The following is a 24,314-nucleotide window of genomic DNA, read 5'->3' on the forward strand; positions in this document are numbered from 1 at the left end:
CCGGGCAAAACCGTCCCCGTCGCAAAGGCGACATTTCACAGCATAATTTATTTCTGGTTGCATGAAGCGGAGACTCGCTCTCCCTTCGATGCCGAATTCTATCGCGCCCCGCCTATGCTAACCGGCATCCCGAGGATAAAAGGGGCGAAAGCGGCGCACTATTCGTGCTTCGAGAAGGTTGAAATGGCTCAGAAACCAGCGACGTTGAAGGATGTGGCAGCTTTTGCGAACGTCTCCCGTGCGACGGCTGCCCGTGCGCTCAACAGCTATGGTTACGTTGGCGACGAGACCGCGCAGCGCGTCCAGGAAGCGGCGGAAAAGCTGGGTTACAGGGGCAATCGCCTGGCACAGGCGCTGCGCAACGGCCAATTGCCGATCATCGGCTGCATTCTCGGTGACATTCAGAATCCATTTTTCGCCCGGATCGCGCACGATATCGAGGCTTTGGCGCGTCGAAGCCGGTACAATCTGATTATCGGCAGCAGCGAAGAGCAACTGGAACAGGAAGTCTCCTTGCTGGCGAGCCTGCAATCCCTGAGCATACGCGGCTTCATCGTCGCGCCGACATCGGACGAGAACAACATCCATCTTAAGCGCCTGATCGAGGAAAACGTCCCGCTGGTGCTGATCGACCGTGTTGTGCAAGGAATCGATTGCGACAGTGTCGTCGTCGATAATGAAGGCGGAGCGCGCAAGGCCATCGAATACCTCATCGCCATGGGCCACCGACGTATCGGCCTTCTGCAGGACGATACGCGCATCTTCACGTCGCGCGCACGCCTGAGCGGCTATCAGAGCGCGCTTGTCGCCGCAGGCATCAACCCGGACGACAGGATGATTTCCGTATCCCAATCGACAGTCGAACACGCGATCGATGCGACCATTCGACTGTTCAGCCAGAAATCGCCACCGACTGCACTCTTCACCGTCGACAGTTTGATGACCCAAGGCGCGCTGTTGGCCTTTCGTTCGATGGGAATCTCCATCCCGCATGACGTGTCGCTCATCGGATTCGACGACTTCAACCTGGCGACATTTACCGATCCGCAGATCACAGTCGTTGCACAGCCGGTGTCGGAAATCGGCCTTGCAGCAGCCCGGCTCCTTTTTGAACGGCTCTCCGGACATAGCCGCCAGACAAGACAAATTCGCTTTGAAACCAAGCTGTTGGTCAGAGGTTCGGTGAGCCGTCGACAGGACGTTTGAGCCACACCGCGCATCTCAGCAAAAAAACACTCCAACCCACTTGTCAGCGTGAAATTCTTGTGCGCTAAATATGTGTGAGATCGATCTCACATTGTCTTAACGAACATTCGCGCAAGACGGTACCTCGCTCTCCAGCGGTGTTGATATGCGCAAACGGGAAGGTTCTAATGCTCAACTTCGATAAAGATCGCTTTGTGAAGATACAAAGTGGCGCAGTCGCAATCGCCGATGACGTGCGCACCCTGGTGCGCAAGCTGCTCGACGATGGCCTCGAACGGATTTTCTTCATGGGCACGGGCGGCGTGCAGTTTCTGACGCAGCCGGCGATCGAGTTTGCCCGCAACGGCACTGTCTTCCCGGTCTCCGCGGCATTTCCGGCGCAGGTCGTTCTCGAAGCGCCGGCTGGCCTTGATGAACGGGCGCTCGTCATTCTTCCGTCGCTATCGGGAACAACCAAGGAAAGCGTCCAGCTTATGGCTTTCCTGAAGGAGCGCGGCGTAAAGACGCTTTCCCTCACCGGGCATAAGAACACGCCTCTCGGCCTCGATGCGGACTACAATTTCACCAACTTCGCCGAAGACGATACATCCTCGGAATCGTTCTACCTGCAAACTCTCCTGATCGTTCTCGCCCTGCTGGCTGAGCGTGGTGAATTTGCGGACTTCGATGCGACTGTGGCAGAGCTTAAGAAGCTGCCGGAATTGCTCGTATCGGTGAAGGAAGATTACGAGGCTGGCGCTGCCGGGCTCGCCCAGGAAATCAAGGACGAGACCTATCACATCTTCACCGGCGCAGGTTCGGTCTGGCCGGAAGCGCATTATTACGGGATGTGCATCCTTGAGGAAATGCAGTGGATCCGCACACGTCCGGTTCATGCGTCCGATTTCTTCCACGGCACGCTGGAGTTGGTCGAGCCCGGTGTCAGCCTGTTCATCTTCAAGGGTGAGGATGCCTGCCGCCCACTGACCGATCGCGTCGAAAATTTCGCAAAACGCTATACCGACAAGGTTCGGGTTCTGGACGCAGCCGCTGTCAAGCTGCCGGGAATTTCCGAGAATACGCGCAAGCTGATCTCTCCGATTATCCTCGCCACCATGCTGGAGCGTCTGAGCGCCCATCTCGAAGGTTTGCGCGACCATCCGCTGACAACGCGCCGCTACTACAAGCGCGTCGAATACTGAGATTGTCCCGATCCGATCATGTCGGATCGGGATTGATTCATTCACAGAAACGAAAGATCAAAAAAGAGAGGAACTGCGAAATGAAAAGCACCACGTTTTTAAGCACGACGAGTCTCGCTTCTTTCATGGCGGCCGGATTGATTGCCGGCAGCGCAAATGTCGCGCTGGCAAAAGACCCGGTCGTCGCGGATCCGGATGCAAAAGTTGAATATTCGGGCACGCTCAGCATTCTCACTAAGTTCGGTCTGCAGCAGCTTTCTCCGTTTTTCGTCGATGCCGCCAAGGAATATGAAAAGCTTCATCCAGGCGTCAAAGTCGAACTTATTCAGGAGAGCGACGACAGCGTGAAGGGCAAGACGAAGGCTCTCGTTGCGTCCAATTCCTTGCCTGATATCTATTTCTCCTGGACCGGCAGCTGGGGCGAAAACTTCGTCCGCGGCAATCGCGCGGTCGACCTTAGCAAGGTGATCGGTCCCGATACCGCCTGGGGCAAGCAACTTGCCGGCGCCGCAGTCAGCGCCTTCCAGTACAATGGCAAGCTCTATGGCATTCCGCTCTATCTCGACGCCAAGTTCATGGGCTACAGCAAGCCGCTGTTCGAAAAAGCTGGCGTTTCCGAACCCAAGACTTTTGATGAATTGCTCACCGCCTGCGCGGCCCTACGCAAGTCGGGCGTCACACCGATCTCCTTCGGCAACAAGGAAGGCTGGCCGGCGGTTCATTATGCCGGGCAACTGCTCTCCTATAACGTGCCGCAGGCGACGCTCGAAAAGGATTTCACGCCGGCCACCGCCGACTACTCCGATCCGGGCTATGTGCTGAGCCTGACCCAGTTCAAGCAGTTGATCGATGAATGTTCGGATGGTTCCGGGACGAACGGCTCGTCCTATGCATCGGCGCTGCAGCAGTTCTCCAATGCCAAGTCGGCCATGTATTATCAGGAAATCATCGAGTTCGATCAGAGCACTGCCGACGGCGCCTTGAAGCGGGACGATTTCGGCTACTTCAAACTGCCGGCACCGAAGGACGCAAAGGGCGACGTGAAGTCGATCGAAGGCGCGCCGGAAGGTTACATGATCAATGCCGCTTCGAAGAACATTCCGCTTGCCATCGACTTCATGAAGTTCGTCACTTCTGCAGATAATGGCAAGGTTCTGTCGGCTCCGCCTTATGGCCAGCCGAGTGCGACCGTCGGAGGATATTCCGCCGATACGATGAATCCGGCGGTCGTCGGTGGCCTGAAAGTTATCGCAGACTCTTCCTATCTCATGCCCTGGCTCGATACGGCCAACCCACCGCGCGTGGCGGCTGCCTGGCTTTCGGGCCTGCAGGCACTCATCGGCGGCTCGCAGACACCCGAGCAGGTCATGGAACAAGTGAAGAAAGCTGCGGCTTCTTCAAAGTAAGAAAGCTCTCAGACAATGACTGTCGTGAAGCATGACTATAAGGGTGAAGCCGCCGCTATCGGCTTCACCCTGCAGAGGAAAGCCGGGAATGATCAGACCAGCCCCTTGTCGGGCTTGCTGTCGTTCCGCTGGGTGCTGGTCGCATTCGTTCTGATCCTTTGGTTCGTCTATTATCCAATCATCGACAACTTCATCGTCAGCACGAAGAACCAGGATATTTTCACCGGCGAAACCGCCTTTGTCGGCCTCGACAACTATCGCCGGCTCCAGAGCGATCCGATCGTCTGGACCGCGATCCTCAACAACACGCTTTATGCGGTCATCTCGATTGTTTTCCAGGTATTTGGTGCATTCGTGCTCGCCGCGCTCATCGAAGGACTCGACAACGAAAGATGGCGCAGGTTCTGGCGCGCCGTCTATTTCATCCCCTCTGCGATTTCGATCACCGTCACCGGCCTGCTGTTCTACTTCATCTATCAGCCGGACATCGGTCTGCTTGACTCCTTTCTCACACAGATTGGCCTCGGGAATTGGTCGCGGGCGTGGCTCGGCGAAGAGCATACGGCGATCTATGCAATCATAGCCATGAGCCAATGGCAGGGTTTCGGCTATTCGACGCTGTTGTTCGGCATTGCGATCCAGAAGATACCGCGCGAACTTTATGATGCAGCGATCATGGACGGGGCTGGCACCTGGCGGCGCCTGTGGAACATCACCATGCCTCTGACACGCGAGATGACAGGCCTGATGGTCATTGTCACGATCACCGGCGCCTTCCAGGTTTTCAACGAGGTCATGGTCATGACGGCCGGCGGTCCGAACAATTCCAGCCAGGTGCTTGGAACCTGGCTCTATCAACAGGGCTTCATCGAAAACGACTTTGGCTATGGCGCCGCCGTGGCAACCGTGATCTTCGTAATCACCTTGCTGACCGGCTTCGCCCAGCTCTGGTACACAAGGAAGCGGAGGGTGCATCTGTGAGCGTCACCCTTCAATCCCCCGAGAGGGAACCGGTCGATTTCGTTCAAATGTTGGCAAAGGTCTGCCTTGTCACCTTTCTTGTCAGCCTCGGCGTCATCGTCATCTATCCATTGATCTGGATGGCCCTGAACGGCTTCAAGAGCAACTCGGAGATCTTCGGCAATCCATTTGCGCTTCCGACCAGCTTTACGATCGGAAACTATATTTCTGCCTGGAACCAGGGCATCCGCAATTACATTGCGACGAGCATAATCGTGACGCTTGGTTCCGCCATCTGCACCGTTCTCGTAAGCGCGTGGACCGCATACGGCCTGACGCGCTCAAGCTTGCCCGGGAAGCCTTATTTCGTGGGCATCGTGCTTGGCGGCCTCATGCTCAGCCCGACTGTCGCGGTAATCCCGCTCGTGCGCATGATGCAGGATCTCGGCCTCTACAACACCTATTGGGCGCTGATCATTCTTTATACAGCCTTCCGCATCCCGTTCACGACCTTTCTCATTCGCGCCTACATGCTCGGACTCCCACGCGATCTCGATGAGGCAGCGATCATGGACGGTGCGACCGAGGGCCAGATCTTTTGGAAGGTGATCCTGCCGCTGTGCAAGCCGATACTTGTATCCTGTGTCATCCTGCACGTGCTTTTCGCCTGGAATGAATATCTCTTCGCGATGATTTTCACGAGCGGCGCAGACTTGCAGACACTGCCTGTCGGCCTGACATCGATCATGGCGAAACACGGAACCAATTACGCCATCGTCTTCGCTGCGATGACATTGTCAGCACTTCCCATCGTCATCGTTTTCTTCGCCGCGCAGCGCTTCTTCATCCGGGGCCTTGCCGAAGGCATCGGCAAATAAGGGGAGCGGGAAATGTTGAGACGTGAACAACTCATCGGAGCAAATTTCTCCTTTCAGCACCACCCGTTCCGGTGGGTCGCGGAGCAGCTGCGCCGGATGGGATTCAGCCGCATGGAGCTTTGGGGAATTGCTCCCCACCTCGACCTCTTCAACGATAGCAATTCGCGCCTGAGGGAATTGAAGGCCGTCCTCGTCGACAATCAGTTGTCGGTTCACTGCTTCACGCCGGAACAGGTGCTCTATCCCATCAACATCGCATCGGGCGACGACACCTATCGCGCAAAGAGCGTGGAGCGCTTTCTCCACGCTGCCGATATTTGTGCTGAACTTGGTGCGAAATACCTGTTTCTGACCCCAGGCCGCGGGTTTGAAAATGAAAGCCGCGAGCGCGCCTGGGCTCGTTCGATCGAGTCAGTCAACACGATTGCCCGGCACGCCAGGAGCAATGGGGTTGCCTGTCTTCTGGAACCACTGCAACGAACCGAGAGCAATATCGTCAACAACGCGGATGATCTCTTTGCCTTCTGGCGCGAGCTCGACGCAGATAATGTCGACGTCGTTCTCGATATCGTGGCCATGGCAACGGCGAAGGACAGCGTCGGCGCCTATGTCGAGAAGTTCGGCGAGCGCCTTTCCCATGTTCATATCGTTGACGGGACGCCGGCCGGCCACCTGGTCTGGGGCGATGGCAACCTGCCATTGCACGACTATCTCGCCGAACTCGATGCGAGTTCCTTTACGGGGACCCTTACCTTCGAACCGTTCGGCAATGGATCTTATGCGCTCGATCCCGTCGCGGCCTTGCAACGTTGTCTGACCGCGATTGCTCCTCTTCTTGACCGTGCGGAGCAATGATGCAGAACGCCAGTCCAACGCTGATTGCTGTCGGCGACAATTGCCTTGATGCCTACCTGACCAAAGGCTTCGTCACGGTAGGAGGAAATGCGCTCAATGTCGCGGTTCAATGGCAACGACACGGCCACAATGCGCGCTATTTCGGCGCCCTCGGCCATGATGAAGAAGCCGAGATCATGCTCGACGAGATCGAGCGTGTCGGCCTCGCTCCGGGCGACGTGGAATTGCTGACAGGGAGTTCCGCGGTAACCCTCCTTGCCGACGATGCCGGCGAGCGGCGCTTCCTGCTCGAGTCCCTCGGCGTCGGGGCAGACTATTTCCCCAAGGGCGAACATTATGATGCGCTGCTGCGGGCCGACTGGGTCCATCTCGGCACAAATGCGAGCGAAGAGCTGGTGCGCCGGCTTGTGGCGGATGGCGTAAGGTTCAGCGTCGACGTGTCGACACGACACTTCGATTTGCCGCTGGATAATGTACCGCTGGTTTTTGCGTCAGGTCCAGACGATCCGGACGAACCGGTCAAGCCGCTCATCGAAAAGTTCAAGCGGGCAGGGGCCCGCGAAGTCGTGGTCACATGCGGCAAGCGCGGCTCCTTCTACGATAATGGCAGCCCTCTGTTCTTCGCGGATTCGGTGCCGGTATCTGTCGTTGATACCTGCGGCGCCGGCGACAGCTTCATCGCAACATTCATCGTTAGCCGTTTTGTAGAAGGCTGCTCGGAGGAAACCGCGCTCAATCGTTCGGCCGCGCGGGCCGCGGAAACCTGTACGCATCTCGGCGGATTTCCCCAGGTGATCCTGCCGATACCCCAATGGCTTCTCGACAAATACGACAGCGTCATCCGTACCGCGCAAAGGGCTTGAGCATGAGCAGTATCAAAATGAGACCGCCGGTTGCGGCCCCAAGAGAAGACCGGTCCTTTTGGTTGCAGAGTATTGCCGCCGATGCCGCAACGACACCGCTCAAGGGCAGCGAGACGTGCGATATTGCGATCGTCGGCGGTGGTTACGCTGGCCTGTGGACTGCGCTGCGGATAAAAGAGCATGCGCCCGAGACGCGCGTTACGATCCTCGAAGCTGATTTTTGCGGGTCGGGCGCTTCGGGCAGGAATGGGGGACAGGTCCACACCTGGTTCGCCGAGATCGACATGCTACGGGAACTCGTGGGTACTGAAGACGCGCTCATGTTGTGCCGCGCTACTGCCGACGCCATCGATGAACTCAAGACCCTGCAGGATTCGGGCACCATCGACATGGATTTGCGACTGGACGGCTGGTTGTGGACGGCAAGTTCCGCCGCCCAGGAAGGGGCGTGGTCGAAGGCCTATGATCTCACCCGGACGTTGGGCGAGAAGCGATTTCGGACCCTTGACCGGGCCGATATGCTGAAGCGGACCGGTTCTTCTGCGTCCTACCTTGGCATCGTGGAAGAACGGGCTGGGACAGTCCAGCCGGCAAAGCTGGCGCTGGGTTTGCGCCAGCTTGCAATCTCGAACGGCGTCATTATTCACGAACAGAGTCCGGTTCTGGAGATCGTACCTGGGGCACAACCGCAATTGCGCACGGCTCAGGGTACGTTGTCTGCCAAGAAGATCGTCCTCGCTGCCAACGCATGGCTTTCGGCGATTCCGGAACTGCACCCCTATCTCTATGTGGTCAGCAGTCAGCTCATCGCAACCGCGCCTGCTGCCGACATTCTGGATGAGATCGGTTGGGTCGACGGTGCATCGATCTGCGATGCCCAACACCACGTGCTCTACTACCAGCGCACCCCTTCAGGCCGGGTGATCTTCGGCCGGGGAACCGGCGGCATTGCGTATCAGGACCGCATCGGCTCCAGCTTCAACCGGAGCGGAGACAAGGGTTTGGACAATATCCGCGAGCTGCACCGCGTCTATCCGCAACTTAAAGAAGTTGAGGTGCAATATGATTGGAGCGGACCAATCGACTGCACTGCCCAGCATCTGCCGGTTTTCGATCATCTGAAAGAGCACCGGAACATCTTTTACGCTGTCGGTTTCAACGGCACCGGAATTGCCCAGACGCCCGTCGCCGGCCGCATCATGGCAAGCCTCGTTTTGGGACGCGACGACAAGTGGAGCAGATGCGGGTTGGTCGGTATCGGTCGCCGGACGAAGCTCCCGCCCGAACCGTTGCGATATGTCGGTGCAAAAATCGTCAGGGGCGCCATTCGCCGCAAGAATGACGTGGAAATTCTCAATCAGAAGCCGGATCGGATCACGCGATTTCTGGCCAATCTTGCTCCCTGAGTGATGGGAAGCAAATATAAGGAACGGAACGATGGCTGACTTGTCGCTGAGAAACATACGTAAGTCATACTCCAATCTGGAGGTCCTTCACGGCATCGATCTCGACATTAAATCCGGTGAGTTCATCGTTTTTGTGGGCCCCTCGGGCTGTGGAAAATCGACACTGCTTCGCTCGATTGCCGGGTTGGAAACGATTACCTCCGGCGACCTCATCATTGACGGCGAGCGGATCAACAATGTGGCGCCGTCCAAGCGCGGCATTTCGATGGTGTTCCAGTCCTACGCCCTGTACCCGCACATGACTGTCTTCGAAAATATGGCCTTCGGTCTGCGCATTGCCGGCCTGCCCAAAGCCGAAATAGATAAACGTGTGCGCAATGCAGCAAACATCCTCCAGCTCGACAGCTATCTGCAGAGGCTGCCGAAGGCTCTTTCCGGCGGGCAGAGGCAACGTGTTGCCATCGGCCGCGCCATCGTGCGTGATCCGCGCGTGTTTCTCTTCGATGAACCATTGTCCAATCTCGATGCGGCGCTGCGCGTGGCGACCCGGATCGAGATTGCGAAGCTGAAGCAGAGCATGCCGGACGTCACCATGATCTACGTGACACATGACCAAGTCGAGGCCATGACTTTGGCCGACCGCATCGTCGTCTTCAAAGACGGAAACATCGAGCAGGTTGGAACACCGATCGAGCTTTACAAAAATCCTGCCAATCTTTTCGTTGCGCAGTTCATCGGGTCGCCTTCGATGAACATATTGGAGGGGAAACTCGAAAAAGACTTGTCGGGCTCCGCGAAATGCAAGCTGGATTGCGGGGTCGCTCTCGATCTTGGTGTGCTGCCCGCTGGCGTTTCTGCTGAGGATCGGCTCAGCATCGGTATTCGTCCTGAAAATACACAGATCGCGGATGCAAAAACGAATGGGCCGGTGTTTACTGGTACCATCGATTTTGTCGAACACCTCGGCGAAGTACAAATTCTCTATGTCGATATGCCGGGCTCTGATCGAAAATATCTCATCAAGGTAGACGGTACAGGCACTTACGCCAGGACGGACAAGATTCGCTTTACCGCGCGACCGCAAGACGTCCACATTTTCGATGCCAATGGCGCTGCTATCGCGCGCTTGTCACAAGCCGGCGTCCAAAAGCAAAGTGAATACGGGATGCAATGAAACCTGCTTTTGAGGCGAGCGGGCGGGAAAGGGTGTTCCGCCGCTATTAGACTTAAATATGATTGTGAAACTCCTCTTTGCAGTTTATGAAATCGCAAACCAGCAAGGAGGCTTTCGTGGCAAGGATTTTATTCAAGCGTGCGCGCGCGCTCGGTATCGCGGCATTATTGGCTTCAGGCAGCGCTTTCGCTGCCGATCCAGGCAAGATGTCGATTGTCGATGATCGCGGCGTCACGGTCGAAGTTCCTGCACAACCGAAGCGCATCGCCTCGATCTCCTACTTCGCCGATGACATCGCGCTGGCCCTCGGCGTCAAGCCGGTCGCAAGCACATATATGACAGCGGGCCGCGAACCGGATTTCTTGCTTGGCCTGACCTCGCAGATGAAGCGGATCGGACAGCGGGCCAAACCGAACCTTGAACTACTTTCCGAAGCAAAGCCCGACCTCATCATCGCAATCCGCCGCTATACCGTCGGCAACGCTGCGCAGTTGCAGGGCATCGCACCCTATGTGGCTTACAACATGGAGTTGCTCGACGAAAGCTATAAGGAAGTTGCCGAGATTTCGAAACTGCTCGGCCAGCCCGAGCGGGGTGAGAAGCTGAATACCGACTTCCGCAAGAATCTGGCCGACTTCGCAGCCAAGGCACCGAAGGATGTCCACCCGCGTTTCATGATCATGTGGGGTGGAGCAACGCCGTTTGCGTTCCATACCGAAAACACATCCGCCTCCATCGTGGCGGCTATAGGGGGCGACAATATCGCCGGCCCGAAGTCGCCGGGCGGCGAGTTCGGTATCGATCTCAGTCTCGAGACCATGCTGGAGAAAGATCCGGAGGTCATCTTCGTCTACGATTCCGGGCCGGACCGCCCCCACGAAAGCAATCCGATCTGGTCGCAGCTCTCAGCCGTCAAGAACAACCGGGTTTTCTATGTCGGTGATCAGTGGGTCGAAACAAATGGTCCGATCGCCCGCGAGATCGTTCTGAGGGAAGCGGCGCACTATCTCTATCCGGACACCTTCCCGGCCGTCGATGTCCGTGCGGAAGCGGCAAAGATCATTCCCGCGACCGTCCAGGACTGACGGCCAGTCCGACGAATGAGCCCAAGCCGATCATTCCTGCTCATTGGGCTTATCGTGCTGGCCTGCGTGGCGACGATCGCCGTCGGTTTGCTGGTTGGCGCAAAAACACTATCGGTCGCGACGGTTTTCCATGTTCTTGTCGCGCCCGATGGCAAGATCGATTCAATCCTCGTGTGGACGCTGCGGCTGCCGCGGAGCCTGACGGCTGCCGCAGGCGGTGCGGGGCTCGCCGTTTCAGGCTACCTGTTGCAGACGCTGACGCGCAATCCGCTGGCCGATCCCGGCATTACCGGCGCGACGGCCGGAGCCGTTGCGCCGATCGTTTGTTGCTTCGTGTTCGTGCCGTGGCTCTCCCCGGTTTATTACCCGGTCATCGGGCTGCTGGGCGGGCTCGCGGCTTCTTCCGTGACGTTCTGGGTTTCACGCGGCGGGCAGGGGCGTCCGCTGCAACTGGCACTTGGCGGTGTCAGCGTTTCCCTGTTTCTCGGCGCGATAACCACATATGTCCTGTTGCTGACGGGGCCGCAGGCCGCATCACTGCTGTTCTGGCTATCGGGCGGTTTTCAGGGAAGGACCTGGACACATCTCATGCATATGCTTCCCTGGACGGTAACAGGTGTCGTCGGGGCGCTCGTTTTTCGTCGTGTAATCGGAATGTTCATGCTGAGCGACCATGCCGCTGCCGGAATGGGCCTGCAGCTTGGGCTGTGGAAGCCGGTCATTCTCATTCTGGCGATTATCCCGGTCGCGGGTATCACGCCGATCGCCGGTCCGGTTGCCTTTGTCGGCCTTGCAGCACCCCACATTGCGCGCCTTCTCAGACCAGGCGGGACTGGCTGGGACATCGGGTTGAGCGCGGTCATCGGTGCGCTCATCGTCACCTTTGCCGATGTTGTTGGACGCAGCATCGCCGTCCCGCGGGAATTGCCGGTCGGGATAATCACGGCGCTGATCGGCGGCCCTATCTTCATCTACCTTGTCCAGCGCGGCCGGCTCAATCTTTCGGGCGCTGAGCGATGAATGCAGTTGCCTCCACGCGAGCGGGCTCGAACGCCGGCTGGATCGTTTTCGCTCTGGTCGCCGTTACCACCGCTTCGATCGTCGCAGCGGCGTTGCTGGGCGTCGCCGATATTTCCCACAACGACATCATGGCTGTCCTGAAGGGCAACGGATCCGATGAGGCCCGGGCGATCATCCTCGATATCAGGCTTCCACGCATCGTAACCGGCGTATTGGCAGGAATTCATTTTGCATTGGCGGGGTTCCTTCTCCAGGCAATCACACGCAACCCGCTTGCGGACCCATCGCTGATGGGGATCTCGCAAGGGGCCACGCTTTCGGTAACGACCTTCCTGATGTTCACCGTCTATATCTTCCAACCGGGCTCGAACACGCTTGCAGAGTTGCCGGTGGCTTGGCTTCCGGCGGCGGGGCTTGCCGGGGGACTGCTAGCGGGTGGCATCATCTACCTGCTGGCATTTCGCCTCGGTCTCAGCGCCATGCGTATCACGCTCTGCGGCGTGGCGGTCGGCGCGGTGCTGCATGCGATAGCCATCGGCCTTATCGCAGGATGGGGCTCGGCACGCATCGAGATCATTCTGGAATGGTTGTCCGGAAGCCTTTATGCCCGGACCTGGGACCATGCGCTCTTCCTGCTGCCCTTTACGATTGCCGGCCTGTTAATGCTTCCAGTCATCTATCGGCCGCTGCGCCTCCTGCATTTCGATGCAACGGTGGCGCAATCGTTCGGGCTTGCTTATCGCCGCCAGTTTTCCATCGTTCTTGTCGTTGTCTGCATGCTCGCTTCAAGCGCCGTCGGAGCGGTCGGGCCGCTTGTCTTCGTTGGCCTGATCGTGCCTCATATGGCAAAATTCATTGCCGGCCGAAACTTTGTGCTGTCGCTGGCGCTAACGATAGGCCTCGGCGCCATTGTCGTCACGCTTGGCGATCTGATCGGGCGTTTGCTCGGACAGGCCGAGGAAATTCCCATCGGGGTTGTGACCGCCATTGTCGGCGTCCCCCTACTTCTAGCATTGTTGCGCAAAACCACGTGAGACCGCTCATGCCACTGTCCTGTTCCAACGTGTCGGTTGCCTATGGAGAGCGCAAGGCGCTCAACCAGTTCGGCCTTTCGCTGGAGCAGGGAGAAATCCGCGCGCTCATTGGCCCTAACGGTTCGGGCAAGAGCACTGCCCTTCATGCTTTGGCCGGATTGATCCGACCGGTCGAGGGCCGGGTGCTCCTTGGCGAAACGCCGGTCGCAACCTTGTCACGGCGAGCGCTTGCCAAGAAGCTCGCATTCCTGCCGCAACAGCCGGCAGCGCCGGACGAATTGACCGTGGCCCAACTCGTTCGGCAAGGGCGCTATCCGCATGTGGGATTATTCCGCTCCTACGACAGCACGGACGAAAAAGCCATCGACTGGGCGCTAGAAAGCACTGGATTGGGCGGTCTCGCCGACCGCAGCCTCAACGAGCTTTCGGGCGGCGAGCGCCAGCGGGCCTGGATATCGGCCGCTTTGGCGCAGGAAGCAGCCATTCTTCTCCTCGATGAACCGACATCCTTCCTCGATATCGGCTACCAGGTGGAAGTCCTTGACCTTATCCACCGCCTCAGCCGCGAAAAAGGCGTCACCATCGTCATGGCAATCCACGACATCAACCAGGCGATCGCCGTTAGCGACCGCATTTCATTGTTGGAGAAGGGCAGGCTTCGATTTGACGGCTTGCCGGAAGACCTGGCCGGCAGCGGGTTGATCCAGGATATTTTTCGCGTGAGAGGCCGTTTCGTTCAAGTCGCCGCCGACAGCCCGCCGCACTTTGACGTCGAGCTTGCCAGGTGGCAGCGGCCTATGGTTTGACCAATCGGAAGACGATCTTGGTCTGCGTATAATATTCGAGCGCGTCGGCGAAATTCGGGGTCCAACCATCGGCCACGAAGGGGATAAAACCATTGAATTCAAGCTTGCGCGCCGAAACTCCGAAACCCGCCTTCTCGAAGGCGCGCCCGTAATCCGTGATCGAGCGATCCTGTACGATCGTATTGGTCCGCTTGGCCACAAGCTCGCGCCATTTCGGCCACAGCGGATTGTCCATATGACAGCCGGTTACCGCATAATAGACGCCGCCGCGCTTCAGCGCCTGCCAGATGTCCGCGGCATGCGCATCGATATCGGGAACGAGGTAGATTACTTCGTGACTGATCGCGACATCGAATTGATCCGCCCAACCCGTAAGACTGCTTGTGGCCTGATGCTGGATTGGCAGGTTGCCTTTCAGTGCCTCGGCTTTGGCGACGGACGTGTCGGCGATATCGACGCCAAGAGCTTTGTGAAAGGGCCGGATCGCATAGAGATGCCTCAGAAGGCCACCTTGATTGCAACCGAAATCAAGCACGCTCTTGGCGGTAAGATCCTTCTCGACGATAAGGTCGATAAGGTGCCGCCAGATCGGCGCATGACCGTGGGCCATCTTGTCTTCTGCATCGGGATCGATATACCACGTGCCGATGTTTGCTGATTGAGTTTGAGCCATACCTGTCTCGTTCACCGGGATCGGAGCGCGGTTTTACAATGGCTTGTCTCGCTTGGCCAGCGTCTCAGACGTGTAAAGCCGTAAGACGACAACCATATGTCGCGGTCATGGAACCGCAGATCGCGTATGATGCTTGAAAGCAAGGAGGTCCCCGCATGGTTGACATCGGTCGCGTAGGCATCATTGGAGGGTCGGGGTGGCTGGGAACAGCCATAGCGAAAGCTCTTGTCGGTTCGGGAACAGTCGGGTCTGAACGGCTCACTTGCTCGTTCCGCAGCGGACGACCAGAAAATTCGCTCGGCTGTCATTGGACGTCTGACAACACGCAACTCGTAAATAATTCTGATGTCATTGTGCTCTCGGTGCGGCCGAACGACTGGAATGCTGTCGATATCGACGCCGCGGGAAAATTAGTGGTGTCGGTAATGGCCGGTGTGACGATCAAGGACATCAAGCAACGAACCGGCAGCAACAGGGTAGCCCGCGCACTGCCCAATGCGGCAGCAGAACTCGGCTATTCCTATACCCCCTTCTTCATCGATTCGCCTGAACCCGGAGATAGCGATACGATAGCGAGGCTGTTCCGCAGTTGCGGCGTGGTCGACGCGGTCAGCCAGGAGGAGCACATTGATTACTTCACCGCCATGTCGGGTTCGGGCGCTGCATTCCCGGCCTTGCTCGCCGAAGCGATGATGAATCATGCGGTCGCCCGGGGTGTTTCCCCTGACGTCGCGCGACGCGCCGCACAGCAGGTGATCATTGGCGCTGGCCGGCTTCAGGAGTTCAACGGCGCATCGCCATCCGAGACGGTCAAATCGTTCGTGGACTATAAGGGGACGACGGCGGCAGGCATCATTGCCATGCGGCAAGGGGGCTTTGACGCCGCGGTGGACACCGGTCTTGATGCCGCTTACCGCAAGGCCAAGGCATTATCGACGACGCCATAGAAGGACTGACGGATGAATGCGAGACCCCTGACCTCCGAGACGGCGCGATTGAAAATCGGCTTCGTGCTCGCGCGTTCCTTCACTCTGTCGGCCTTTGCCATGTTCGTCGATACGTTGCGGCTGGCAAGCGATGAGCTCGACCGTTCTGGACGGGTGCATGCCGACTGGCAGGTGCTCGGCAGCACCCGGCATCTGATCACGTCAAGTTGCGGCGTCGAGGTGGCTCCGACGTCGGATTTCGTTGATCCCGGCCAGTTCAGCTACATCGTGGTGGTCGGGGGGCTGTTGACCGTAGAACGCCCCATCGACAACGACACGATCGCTTTCCTCAAGCGGGCAGATCTGCAAAAGGTGCCTCTGATCGGCGTGTGCACCGGATCGTTCATTCTAGCGGAAGCCGGATTGATGGATCATCATGAGACGTGCGTCAGCTGGCTACACTACCAGGCATTCAGGGAGCGCTTTCCTGATCTGGCGGTACGTTCGGATCGACTGTACAACCTCGACAAGGCGCGCGGATCATGTGCTGGCGGCACCAGTGCCGCCGATCTGGCGGCGTCGATCGTGCGCCAGTCGATCAGCAGGGACGCCGAACGCAACGCGCTCGAAGTGCTGCAGATAGAACGGGCACGAACTGCGCTGGATATTCAGCCGCGCAGGCCGCTGGATATCGACTGCAGCGACGATCGCCTGAAGTCGATCCTGATCACCATGGAACGGCATGTCGAGGACATTATCAGCATCCCCGACCTCGCAGCGTCTGTCGGCATCTCGCGTCGCCAATTGGAGCGTCTCTTCCATGAAAAGACAGGCCGCTCGCCCGCCCAGGCCTATATGGCGTTGAGACTGCATCGCGCACGGGCGCTGCTCCTGCAGACCAAGGCGCCGCTGATCGAGATCGCCATTGAGGTAGGCTTTGAGACCGCGGGGCACTTCATAAAGGCCTTCAAAAAGGCTTACGGGGAGACGCCGGGGCGGGTACGGGGCGCAACGACGCACTGATACGCAGAGTGCGCATGTCTGTACCAAACGATTGCGTGCGATCCATTCAGCAGGCCTCGTCCCTTGCTACAAGCCACCTCACGCTAGAAACAAATGCGCCCGCCGCTGCCAGGGGTTTGCAGCAGCGGCGGGCCAAGTTTCAAGTCTAGAGAGGGGAACTTGAGATATCGACAATATTGAGAGGATCAGCACGCCGCAATCAGCACTAACCCTAGGCTCTGCCGAGAAAACTACGTAGAGCAGCCAATGATTGACTTCGATCGGAATATTTCCCCGATAAGTTGTGTCTAGATGGCATTTGCTTTCGGGCGCGGCTGCAATACCCTCCGTCCGTCCAATTCAAACCGTCAGGAGAGAGCGATATGCCAACGATCAACACAAAGGATGGGGTCGAGATTTTCTACAAGGACTGGGGAGCAGGGCAGCCCATCGTCTTCAGCCACGGGTGGCCGCTATCGGCGGACGATTGGGATGCGCAGATGATGTTCTTCGCCAACAACGGTTTTCGCGTCATCGCCCATGATCGGCGCGGTCACGGGCGTTCAAGTCAGGTGAGCGACGGCCACGACATGGATCATTATGCCGATGATCTTGCTGCATTGACCGAAAAGCTCGACCTGAAGAACGCCATTCACGTCGGCCATTCCACCGGCGGCGGGGAAGTCGTGCACTATATTGCGCGTCATGGCGAAAGCCGGGTAGCCAAGGCGGCGATCCTGAGTGCCGTCCCGCCGCTCATGGTCAAGACCGACGCCAACCCCGGCGGACTGCCGAAGGATGTATTCGACGACTTCCAGAAGCAGCTCGCCGCAGGCCGCAGCGATTTCTATCGTGCGATAGCCGCCGGCCCGTTCTACGGCTACAACAGACCCGGCGCAAATGTGTCGGAGGCCGTGATTCAGAACTGGTGGCGTCAGGGCATGATGGGCGGCGCCAAGGCGCATTATGACGGCATCGTCGCCTTCTCGCAGACCGATTTCACCGAAGATCTGAAGAAGATCAAGGTCCCGGTACTCGTGATGCACGGCGACGACGACCAGATCGTTCCTTATGCCGATTCTGCTCCTTTGTCGGCAAAGCTTTTGCAGAATGGAACGCTCAAGACCTACAAGGGCTTCCCGCACGGCATGCCGACGACGCACGCGGAGACAATCAACGCGGACCTTCTCGCATTCATCCGCAGCTGATCGACGCGGCGGGGCCGACCCTTGGCCCCGCTTCTTTTTTTACAAGGCGCAAGGCCTTACCCATGATTGATCATGATGTGGCGCACGGCCGTATAGTCCTCCAGCGCATAGACGGACATGTCCTTGCCGTAGCCTGACTGCTTCACGCCGCCATGCGGCATCTCGTTGGTGAGCATGAAATGCGTGTTGATCCAGGTGCAGCCATACTGCAGGCGTGATGCTGCCTGCATCGCCTTGGTGATGTCGCGAGTCCAGACCGACGACGCCAGACCGTAATCGCTGTCATTGGCCCAGCTAACTGCCTGCTCGTCCTCTTTGAACCGTGTCACGGAAACGACCGGTCCGAACACTTCCCGGCGCACGATTTCGTCTTCCTGCGTGGCGCCGGCGACCACCGTCGGCTGAAAGAAAAATCCATTGGTGCTGCCGGGGCCGCCGCCCGTCGTGATCTCGATGTGCTTCTGTTCAGTTGCCCGTTCGACGAAGCTCGCAACCCGGTCGCGCTGGCGTCCCGAGATCAGCGGCCCGATCTCGTTGACCGTGTCATCAGGGTCGTTATAGCGGATTGTCGACACCGCCGAAGACAGGTCGGCTACAAGGCGCTCATAAATGCTGTCCTGCGCGTAGATGCGGCAGGCCGCAGTGCAGTCCTGGCCGGCATTGTAGTAGCCGAACGTGCGGATGCCATTGACGACGGCTTCAAGGTCGGCGTCTCCATATACGATCACCGGCGCTTTGCCGCCAAGCTCGAGATGGGTGCGCTTGACGGTCTTGGCCGCCGCCTGCAAGACTTTCTTGCCTGTCGCAATGTCACCGGTAATGGAAACCATGGCGATCTTCGGATGGTTGATAAGGGCGTTGCCGACGGTCTCGCCGCGGCCAAGGATGATGTTCACGACACCTTCAGGCAATATTCCGGCGAGCAGGCGCGCCATTTTCAAGGCTGTAAGCGGTGTCTGCTCCGATGGCTTGAACACGACTGTGTTGCCCCCCGCGATCGCTGGCGCGAGCTTCCAGGCCATCATCATCAATGGATAATTCCATGGGGCAATCGAGCCGACGATGCCGATCGCATCGCGGCGGATCATGGAGGTATGTCCGGGCAGATATTCTCCGGCAACAGGGGAGGTCAATGTTCGAACTGCTCCGGCAAAAAACCGCCAGCAGTCGATGATGGCCGGCAGTTCATCGTTGCGCACCGCATTGATCGGCTTGCCGCAATTCAGTGCTTCGAGCGCGGCAAAACCGTCCGCCTCCGCTTCGATCGCATCCGCAATCTTCAGAAGATACCCCGCGCGCTCGGCCGGCGTTGTGCGCGACCAGCCCAGGAAAGCTCGTTCGGCAGCATCGACCGCCGCGTCGATCTGGCTGTGGGAAGCCTCGGCGAGATCGATGATCCTGGCGCCGGTCTTGGGGTTGAGGATCTGTTCCTCCGTTTCCGTTCCGGCTTCGAACCTTGACCCGATGAGCAATTGCGTATCCATGACATGTTCTCCCATAGTCTTATTATTTGCCTGAACCGGCGATCTGGTCGCCGTCACGTGTGAGGTAATAGGCGGCAAGGATCGGCAGGAACGTCACGAGCACCACAACCATTGCCACGACGTTGGTGACGGGCCTCTGGCGCGGACGAATAAGCTCCTGCAGCATCCAGATCGGCAGTGTCGATTGTTGGCCACCGGTAAAGGTGGTGACGATCACCTCGTCGAACGACAGGGCGAAAGCGAGCATGCCCCCGGCCAACAGGGCGGTTCCGATGTTCGGCAGGATGATGTAGCGGAACGTCTGGAAGCCGTTGGCGCCGAGGTCCATCGATGCTTCCATCAGCGAGCCGGAAACGCGGCGGAAGCGGGCCACTGCATTGTTGTAGACGACGACGATGCAGAAGGTCGCGTGACCAAGGACGATGGTCCAGAACGAGAAGGGTATATCGGCCAGGCTGAAGGCGGAACGCAGCGCAATGCCGGTGATGATGCCGGGCAGCGCGATCGGCAGGATGACGAGGAGCGAAATTGTCTCGCGGCCGAAGAAGCGCGTCTGGCTCACGGCGGCGGCGCAAAGCGTGCCGAGAATTAGCGCCAGTATAGTCGATACCGTCGCGACACGCACGGAGAGAAACAGCGCCTGCCAGACATCGGGCCGCTCCCAGGTGACAGCGAACCATTGGAGGGTCAGGCCGGGCGGCGGGAACTGGTAGCTCTTGTCTTCGGTCGTGAAGGCATAGAGAAAGATCAGAAGCAGCGGCACATGCAGGAAGAGGAGGCCGCAACCGGCAGCGATCTTCAGTCCGAGCGGAGCAGAGCGATCAGAGCGCATCGAATGCCCCCATGCGCCGCGCCATCCAGAGATAGAAGCCCATGATCACGATAGGAACAACGGTGAACGCCGCTGCCAGCGGTATGTTGCCCGCCGTGCCCTGCTGCGCATAGACCGCCTGCCCAATAAACAGGCGCGACGAACCAATGATCTGCGGAATGATGTAGTCGCCGAGCGTCAGCGAGAAGGTGAAGATCGAGCCAGCAACGATTCCGGGAAGGGCAAGCGGGAAAAGGACATGGCGGAAGGTTTGTTGCGGCGTGGCCCCAAGGTCGGAAGAAGCTTCGATTAGGTTGCCGGGCACGCGTTCGAGCGCTGCCTGGATCGGGAGGATCATGAACGGCATCCAGACATAGACGAAGACGATGAACGTCCCCGTATAGCTGACCGATAGGGAGTTGCCGCCGATGACCGGGAGGGAGAGCCAGGCGTCGAGCAGCCACATCAGATTGAGCTTGGTCAGAACCCAGGTGAGGATGCCTTCCTTGGCGAGGATCAGTTTCCAGGCATAGATCTTCACGAGGTAGCTCGACCAGAGCGGCAACATCACGCCGAGGTAGAAGAAGGCCTTCCATTTTCCTTGCGCATAGCGCGCAGCATAGTAGGCGATGGGAAAGGCAATGACCGCCGAAACCAGCGTCACGATCGAAGCCATGAGAACCGTCCGGAGGATGATGTCCAAATTGGCTTCGTTGAGCAACTGGCCATACGTGGCAAGTGTAAACTGGTAGTTGATAAGCCCTGAATAGTCGTCAATGGAAAAGAAGCTTTGCAGCAGGAGCGCAAAGAGGGAACCGAGATAGATTATGCCGAGCCACAGCAGCGGCGGGGCGAGCAGGAGCATGAGCAAAACATGCGGATGCTTCCACAGGAAGTCCGAGAGCCGCCCGCTCAGGCTGCCGCGATCGGTGAGGGTTGATCGTTGTTGCGCGATGGCGCTCATGACGCCTGGTCCATCAGGTGGAGATCGGCCCGGTCGAAACTCAATGTTACGCGCCCGCCTTCGGCGGGGACCGTCGCTGCGGCCGGGCTCATCACGTGGATGCGCGTGCCATTGACGCTGACGAGGATGCGGTTGGTCGCACCAAGGAAGCTGCGCGACACGACGGTGCCGTCAAGCACCAGCTTGCCGTCGCCAGCGCGGCCGAGCGTGATAGCTTCGGGGCGCAGGCTTGCATAGCGGTTGGCAGCGCCAAACTGGCTGACGAATTCCGGCGGCAACACGTTCGACGAACCGACGAAGTCGGCGACGAAGCGCGTCTGCGGTCGCTTGTACACCTCCTCCGGTGTGCCAAGCTGTTGAATTTTCCCTTCATTGAACACAGCAATGCGGTCGGCCATCGACAAGGCCTCGCCTTGGTCGTGGGTAACGAAGACAAAGGTGATGCCAAGCGACTTCTGCAGGGACTTCAGTTCCTCCTGCATCTGCTCGCGCAACTTCAGATCGAGCGCGCCGAGAGGCTCGTCAAGCAGAAGTACCTTCGGCTTGTTTACGAGCGCACGCGCCAGCGCCACGCGCTGGCGCTGACCGCCCGACAACTGACCCGGACGCCGCGAGCCATAGCCGGGAAGCTTCACCATGGCGAGGGCGTCCTCCGCGGCCTTGCGCCGCTCGTCCTTGCCTGCGCCCTTCACCATGAGCCCGTAGGCAACGTTGTCGAGAATATTGAGGTGCGGAAACAGTGCGTAGTCCTGAAACACAGTGTTGACGCTGCGCTTGTAAGGGGGAACGCCCTCGGCGGTTTCTCCGAAGATCTCGATGTGACCACTCGTCGGTTGTTCGAACCCGGCCATCAGCCGCAGGCACGTCGTCTTGCCCGATCCCGATGGGCCAAGCATTGCGAAGAACTCGCCTTCAGCGACTGCCAGATCAACTGCATCTACCGCACGAACGGCACCGAAATGGCGGGATACGTTCTGGAATAGAACAGCAGGTGTCATGGCCTTGCTCCACTAAGTTGGGTTATGATTGGTCCGGGCCTAGCCTATGCGGTTCGCGATCGACCGGCATCCAGGCCGGTCGACAAATCTGCAAACATTAAGCGGCGCAGCGGCAGTGACCGGTCTCAGCGTCCGCCAATGACGGCGATATAGTCCGAGACCCAGCGGTTGTAGGGAATGCATTGGCCCTGTGATTCACACTTGGCAACCGGCGTCTTCCAGAACTTGATCTTGGCGAAGTCGTTATAGCCGTTGGCGGCGCAGCCCTCCTCCGTCAGCAGCTCATTGCCTTTGCAGGCAGCACCGACCGAAGGATTGGCGCCGAACCATGCCGAAACGTCACCCTGCACCTTGGGCGAAAGTGAATGTTCGATCCACATATAGGCGCAGTTGGGATGCTTGCTGTCGGCGTGCAGCATGGTCGTATCGGCCCAGCCTGTCGTTCCCTCCTCAGGGAAAACCGATGCGACCGGCTGTTTCTCGCCTTTCAGAAGATTGACCTGGAACGGCCAGGATCCCGATGCGACAACACCCTCATTCTTGAAATCGTCAACCTGTACCATCGCATCGTGCCAGTAGCGGCCGGCGAGCGTGCGCTGGACGCGCAAGATGTCGAGCGCCGCCTTGTATTGATCCTCATTCAATTCATAGGGATCCTTGATGCCAAGCTCGGGCTTGTGGAACATCAGGTAGTTGGCAGCGTCGGCGATGTGGATTGGACCGTCGTAAGCCTGAATGCGGCCCTTGTTGGACTTCCCGTCCGGCAGATTCATTTCCTCGAACACCACGCTCCAGCTCGTCGGTGCCTTGTCCTTGAAAACATCCGTATTGTACATGAGGATATTCGGGCCCCAGACATAGGGGACGCCGTAATGGACGCCATCAATCGTATGCCATGGCGCATTTTGCATGCGCTCGTCGATGGTCTTCCAGCTCGGGATGAGGTCCGTGTTGATTGGTTGGACCCGCTTGCCTGCGATCAGGCGCCGTGTCGAATCTCCGGATGCGGTCACAAGATCGAAGCCGCCTTCGTTCATCAACGCTACCATCTCGTCGGATGTGGCCGCCGTCTTAACGGTGACCTTGCAGCCGGTTTCCTTTTCGAAGCCGGTCACCCAGTCGTAGTTCTTGTCTGTGTCGCCTCGTTCGATATAGCCAGGCCAGGCGACGATCGAGACTTCACCTTCACCTTTGCCGAGTTCCTTCAGCGCTTCCTGCGCCATGACCTGTGTCGCGAACACCAACGAAAGCGTTAGCGCAGTGCAGGATTTGAGTAGCTGCTTCATGTTCGAATCTCCCCGATTCGGCCGCGATTTTGCGAGCCATGTTCCCTGAGAAGAGACTGCCTCTGTTTCGCTGCATTCGCAAATTCATTTACGAGAAGGTAGGTATCGGAAATTCCGATATCGCCAATGTTAACGGGTGCGCCCGCTACGAAGCGCTTCGGCTATGCCGACGAAATCCCGCGCCGCCTGCGGCAGGCTCGAGCCCTTGCGCCAGACCATGCCGACCTGCACGACGGGGAGGGCGCCCGAAACGTCGCGGCTTTCGATGCGGTCGCCTTCCAGTGACCACGGGCGGTACACGAGATCGGGAAGAAGGGCGATGCCAGCACCCGTCGCCACGAGACTGCGCACGGCTTCAACCGAGCGCGTGCGAAAGGCCACGTGCGGACGGGCACCAAGAGCGGTCAAAAGCTTGCCGGTATTCTCCTCGATTTCGTCGACGGTCAGCATGATCAACGGCTCCTTGGCGATATCGTTGATCGAAATGATGTCGGCGCTGACCAGCGGATGCCCGAGGGGCAGCCACAATCGATAAGGCGAGGTCTCGATAATTTCAGCCTGTAGCGCCATCCGATCGCGCAGGTTGGAGATCACCATCACGGCGACGTCCAACTCGCCTCCGATGAGCAGATGTTCGAGATAGGAACCATTGTCCTCGATGGCGCTCACTTCGACGCCGGGACTGGCACGGCGAAACCGGGCAAGCAGGTCGGACAGCACATACCCTGCCACCAGCGAGGTGACGCCAAGGTGCAGCTTTCCACCCATGGCTGGCGCATCGTTGGAAAAAGACCGGCGCGCATCGGAAACGTCGGCGAGGATCTTCGTCGCGTGCCGCAGGAACTGGTGCCCGTTATAGGTGATATCAAGCCCGCGCGGATGCCTCTCGAAAAGTTCGACGCCAAGGTCGTTTTCAAGTTCCTTCACTGCTTCGGTGATGGATGACTGCGATATGGAAAGATTCTGTGCTGCTCTGGTGACGGAGCCTTGCTCCGCCACCGCTACGAAATATTGCAGTTGCCGCAGTGTAAATGCCATGCCACGAGTTAATGGCCCTGCGCGCAATTGGCAAGGCGCGAGGCATTGGC

At 58.5% G+C, this 24,314-nt stretch carries 23 protein-coding genes; 16 read left to right on the forward strand and 7 right to left on the reverse strand.

Features of this window, described 5'->3' with window-relative positions:
- Positions 1-183 precede the first annotated feature (183 nt).
- From HQ945_RS18995 to HQ945_RS19055, 13 genes are all read left to right on the forward strand, one after another.
- A complete protein-coding gene (locus HQ945_RS18995; protein WP_113280995.1) occupies positions 184-1,206 on the forward strand; it encodes a LacI family DNA-binding transcriptional regulator in 1,023 nt (340 codons plus the stop codon).
- 167 nt (positions 1,207-1,373) lie between these two features.
- Positions 1,374-2,387, forward strand: a complete 1,014-nt coding sequence (locus HQ945_RS19000) for an SIS domain-containing protein (protein ID WP_174208406.1) — start codon at positions 1,374-1,376, stop codon at positions 2,385-2,387.
- An 80-nt stretch (positions 2,388-2,467) separates the two neighbouring features.
- Positions 2,468-3,793: an ABC transporter substrate-binding protein gene (locus HQ945_RS19005; RefSeq protein WP_027232675.1), complete on the forward strand. Its 1,326-nt coding sequence runs from the start codon at positions 2,468-2,470 to the stop codon at positions 3,791-3,793.
- A 15-nt stretch (positions 3,794-3,808) separates the two neighbouring features.
- A complete protein-coding gene (locus HQ945_RS19010) occupies positions 3,809-4,774 on the forward strand; it encodes a carbohydrate ABC transporter permease (RefSeq protein WP_027232674.1) in 966 nt (321 codons plus the stop codon).
- Positions 4,771-5,631 (forward strand): carbohydrate ABC transporter permease, encoded by an 861-nt coding sequence (locus HQ945_RS19015; protein WP_228020358.1) that lies wholly within the window; start codon positions 4,771-4,773, stop codon positions 5,629-5,631. Before HQ945_RS19010 ends, HQ945_RS19015 begins: the two co-directional genes overlap by 4 nt.
- Before the next feature lie 12 nt (positions 5,632-5,643).
- Positions 5,644-6,486 carry a sugar phosphate isomerase/epimerase family protein gene (locus HQ945_RS19020; RefSeq protein WP_113280993.1) on the forward strand — a complete coding sequence of 281 codons (843 nt, stop codon included), beginning with the start codon at positions 5,644-5,646 and terminating at the stop codon, positions 6,484-6,486.
- Positions 6,486-7,349, forward strand: coding sequence for a PfkB family carbohydrate kinase (locus tag HQ945_RS19025; protein WP_174208407.1), 864 nt, complete (start codon positions 6,486-6,488; stop codon positions 7,347-7,349). Before HQ945_RS19020 ends, HQ945_RS19025 begins: the two co-directional genes overlap by 1 nt.
- Positions 7,350-7,351: 2 nt before the next feature.
- Positions 7,352-8,755, forward strand: coding sequence for an NAD(P)/FAD-dependent oxidoreductase (locus HQ945_RS19030; RefSeq protein WP_113280991.1), 1,404 nt, complete (start codon positions 7,352-7,354; stop codon positions 8,753-8,755).
- A 31-nt stretch (positions 8,756-8,786) separates the two neighbouring features.
- The gene (locus HQ945_RS19035) at positions 8,787-9,929 is read left to right on the forward strand and encodes an ABC transporter ATP-binding protein (RefSeq protein ID WP_113280990.1); all 1,143 of its coding nucleotides are present in this window, start codon (positions 8,787-8,789) and stop codon (positions 9,927-9,929) included.
- Positions 9,930-10,045: 116 nt separating this feature from the next.
- The gene (locus HQ945_RS19040; RefSeq protein WP_343051271.1) at positions 10,046-11,014 is read left to right on the forward strand and encodes an ABC transporter substrate-binding protein; all 969 of its coding nucleotides are present in this window, start codon (positions 10,046-10,048) and stop codon (positions 11,012-11,014) included.
- A 15-nt stretch (positions 11,015-11,029) separates the two neighbouring features.
- Positions 11,030-12,034: a FecCD family ABC transporter permease gene (locus HQ945_RS19045; RefSeq protein ID WP_113280988.1), complete on the forward strand. Its 1,005-nt coding sequence runs from the start codon at positions 11,030-11,032 to the stop codon at positions 12,032-12,034.
- Positions 12,031-13,068 carry a FecCD family ABC transporter permease gene (locus HQ945_RS19050; RefSeq protein WP_113280987.1) on the forward strand — a complete coding sequence of 346 codons (1,038 nt, stop codon included), beginning with the start codon at positions 12,031-12,033 and terminating at the stop codon, positions 13,066-13,068. The genes HQ945_RS19045 and HQ945_RS19050 overlap by 4 nt, the downstream gene beginning before the upstream one ends.
- Positions 13,069-13,076: 8 nt before the next feature.
- Positions 13,077-13,874, forward strand: a complete 798-nt coding sequence (locus HQ945_RS19055) for an ABC transporter ATP-binding protein (RefSeq protein ID WP_113280986.1) — start codon at positions 13,077-13,079, stop codon at positions 13,872-13,874.
- On the opposite strand, the gene HQ945_RS19060 is transcribed toward HQ945_RS19055, so the two are convergent.
- On the reverse strand, positions 13,864-14,547 hold the full coding sequence (locus HQ945_RS19060) for a class I SAM-dependent methyltransferase (RefSeq protein WP_113280985.1): 684 nt from the start codon (positions 14,545-14,547) through the stop codon (positions 13,864-13,866). The genes HQ945_RS19055 and HQ945_RS19060 overlap by 11 nt on opposite strands.
- 155 nt (positions 14,548-14,702) lie before the next feature.
- On the opposite strand from HQ945_RS19060, the gene HQ945_RS19065 reads away from it, so the two are divergent.
- The 3 genes from HQ945_RS19065 (at position 14,703) to HQ945_RS19075 (ending at position 17,683) form a co-directional block, all read left to right on the forward strand.
- On the forward strand, positions 14,703-15,494 hold the full coding sequence (locus HQ945_RS19065; protein WP_027232664.1) for a pyrroline-5-carboxylate reductase family protein: 792 nt from the start codon (positions 14,703-14,705) through the stop codon (positions 15,492-15,494).
- A 12-nt stretch (positions 15,495-15,506) separates the two neighbouring features.
- Positions 15,507-16,496 (forward strand): GlxA family transcriptional regulator, encoded by a 990-nt coding sequence (locus HQ945_RS19070; protein ID WP_027232663.1) that lies wholly within the window; start codon positions 15,507-15,509, stop codon positions 16,494-16,496.
- A 362-nt stretch (positions 16,497-16,858) separates the two neighbouring features.
- The gene (locus HQ945_RS19075) at positions 16,859-17,683 is read left to right on the forward strand and encodes an alpha/beta fold hydrolase (RefSeq protein WP_027232662.1); all 825 of its coding nucleotides are present in this window, start codon (positions 16,859-16,861) and stop codon (positions 17,681-17,683) included.
- A gap of 56 nt (positions 17,684-17,739) precedes the next feature.
- Here HQ945_RS19075 and HQ945_RS19080 read toward each other — a convergent pair whose 3' ends face one another.
- The 6 genes from HQ945_RS19080 to HQ945_RS19105 all read right to left on the reverse strand — a co-directional run bounded on the left by HQ945_RS19080 (position 17,740) and on the right by HQ945_RS19105 (position 24,264).
- Complete coding sequence (locus HQ945_RS19080; RefSeq protein ID WP_091924329.1) at positions 17,740-19,167, reverse strand: gamma-aminobutyraldehyde dehydrogenase; 1,428 nt, start codon at positions 19,165-19,167, stop codon at positions 17,740-17,742.
- Between the two features lie 22 nt (positions 19,168-19,189).
- Positions 19,190-19,999 carry an ABC transporter permease gene (locus HQ945_RS19085; RefSeq protein ID WP_091924331.1) on the reverse strand — a complete coding sequence of 270 codons (810 nt, stop codon included), beginning with the start codon at positions 19,997-19,999 and terminating at the stop codon, positions 19,190-19,192.
- The gene (locus HQ945_RS19090; protein ID WP_113280984.1) at positions 19,989-20,942 is read right to left on the reverse strand and encodes an ABC transporter permease; all 954 of its coding nucleotides are present in this window, start codon (positions 20,940-20,942) and stop codon (positions 19,989-19,991) included. Before HQ945_RS19090 ends, HQ945_RS19085 begins: the two co-directional genes overlap by 11 nt.
- Positions 20,939-21,940: an ABC transporter ATP-binding protein gene (locus HQ945_RS19095; RefSeq protein ID WP_113280983.1), complete on the reverse strand. Its 1,002-nt coding sequence runs from the start codon at positions 21,938-21,940 to the stop codon at positions 20,939-20,941. The genes HQ945_RS19090 and HQ945_RS19095 overlap by 4 nt, the downstream gene beginning before the upstream one ends.
- A gap of 125 nt (positions 21,941-22,065) precedes the next feature.
- Complete coding sequence (locus HQ945_RS19100) at positions 22,066-23,226, reverse strand: ABC transporter substrate-binding protein (RefSeq protein WP_091951515.1); 1,161 nt, start codon at positions 23,224-23,226, stop codon at positions 22,066-22,068.
- A gap of 129 nt (positions 23,227-23,355) precedes the next feature.
- Positions 23,356-24,264 (reverse strand): LysR family transcriptional regulator, encoded by a 909-nt coding sequence (locus tag HQ945_RS19105; RefSeq protein WP_027232656.1) that lies wholly within the window; start codon positions 24,262-24,264, stop codon positions 23,356-23,358.
- Positions 24,265-24,314 lie beyond the last annotated feature (50 nt).

It is taken from the genome of Phyllobacterium pellucidum, assembly GCF_013327855.1.
GTDB classification, from domain to species: Bacteria; Pseudomonadota; Alphaproteobacteria; order Rhizobiales; family Rhizobiaceae; genus Phyllobacterium; species Phyllobacterium pellucidum.

Bases quoted from the DNA above. Each gene is read 5' to 3' on its own strand.
- HQ945_RS18995 (WP_113280995.1), top strand. From the start codon at position 184: ATGGCTCAGAAACCAGCGACGTTGAAGGATGTGGCAGCTTTTGCGAAC.
- HQ945_RS19000 (WP_174208406.1), top strand. From the start codon at position 1,374: ATGCTCAACTTCGATAAAGATCGCTTTGTGAAGATACAAAGTGGCGCA.
- HQ945_RS19005 (WP_027232675.1), top strand. From the start codon at position 2,468: ATGAAAAGCACCACGTTTTTAAGCACGACGAGTCTCGCTTCTTTCATG.
- HQ945_RS19010 (WP_027232674.1), top strand. From the start codon at position 3,809: ATGACTGTCGTGAAGCATGACTATAAGGGTGAAGCCGCCGCTATCGGC.
- HQ945_RS19020 (WP_113280993.1), top strand. From the start codon at position 5,644: ATGTTGAGACGTGAACAACTCATCGGAGCAAATTTCTCCTTTCAGCAC.
- HQ945_RS19025 (WP_174208407.1), top strand. From the start codon at position 6,486: ATGCAGAACGCCAGTCCAACGCTGATTGCTGTCGGCGACAATTGCCTT.
- HQ945_RS19030 (WP_113280991.1), top strand. From the start codon at position 7,352: ATGAGCAGTATCAAAATGAGACCGCCGGTTGCGGCCCCAAGAGAAGAC.
- HQ945_RS19035 (WP_113280990.1), top strand. From the start codon at position 8,787: ATGGCTGACTTGTCGCTGAGAAACATACGTAAGTCATACTCCAATCTG.
- HQ945_RS19045 (WP_113280988.1), top strand. From the start codon at position 11,030: ATGAGCCCAAGCCGATCATTCCTGCTCATTGGGCTTATCGTGCTGGCC.
- HQ945_RS19050 (WP_113280987.1), top strand. From the start codon at position 12,031: ATGAATGCAGTTGCCTCCACGCGAGCGGGCTCGAACGCCGGCTGGATC.
- HQ945_RS19055 (WP_113280986.1), top strand. From the start codon at position 13,077: ATGCCACTGTCCTGTTCCAACGTGTCGGTTGCCTATGGAGAGCGCAAG.
- HQ945_RS19060 (WP_113280985.1), bottom strand. From the start codon at position 14,547: ATGGCTCAAACTCAATCAGCAAACATCGGCACGTGGTATATCGATCCC.
- HQ945_RS19065 (WP_027232664.1), top strand. From the start codon at position 14,703: ATGGTTGACATCGGTCGCGTAGGCATCATTGGAGGGTCGGGGTGGCTG.
- HQ945_RS19070 (WP_027232663.1), top strand. From the start codon at position 15,507: ATGAATGCGAGACCCCTGACCTCCGAGACGGCGCGATTGAAAATCGGC.
- HQ945_RS19075 (WP_027232662.1), top strand. From the start codon at position 16,859: ATGCCAACGATCAACACAAAGGATGGGGTCGAGATTTTCTACAAGGAC.
- HQ945_RS19080 (WP_091924329.1), bottom strand. From the start codon at position 19,167: ATGGATACGCAATTGCTCATCGGGTCAAGGTTCGAAGCCGGAACGGAA.
- HQ945_RS19085 (WP_091924331.1), bottom strand. From the start codon at position 19,999: ATGCGCTCTGATCGCTCTGCTCCGCTCGGACTGAAGATCGCTGCCGGT.
- HQ945_RS19090 (WP_113280984.1), bottom strand. From the start codon at position 20,942: ATGAGCGCCATCGCGCAACAACGATCAACCCTCACCGATCGCGGCAGC.
- HQ945_RS19095 (WP_113280983.1), bottom strand. From the start codon at position 21,940: ATGACACCTGCTGTTCTATTCCAGAACGTATCCCGCCATTTCGGTGCC.
- HQ945_RS19100 (WP_091951515.1), bottom strand. From the start codon at position 23,226: ATGAAGCAGCTACTCAAATCCTGCACTGCGCTAACGCTTTCGTTGGTG.
- HQ945_RS19105 (WP_027232656.1), bottom strand. From the start codon at position 24,264: ATGGCATTTACACTGCGGCAACTGCAATATTTCGTAGCGGTGGCGGAG.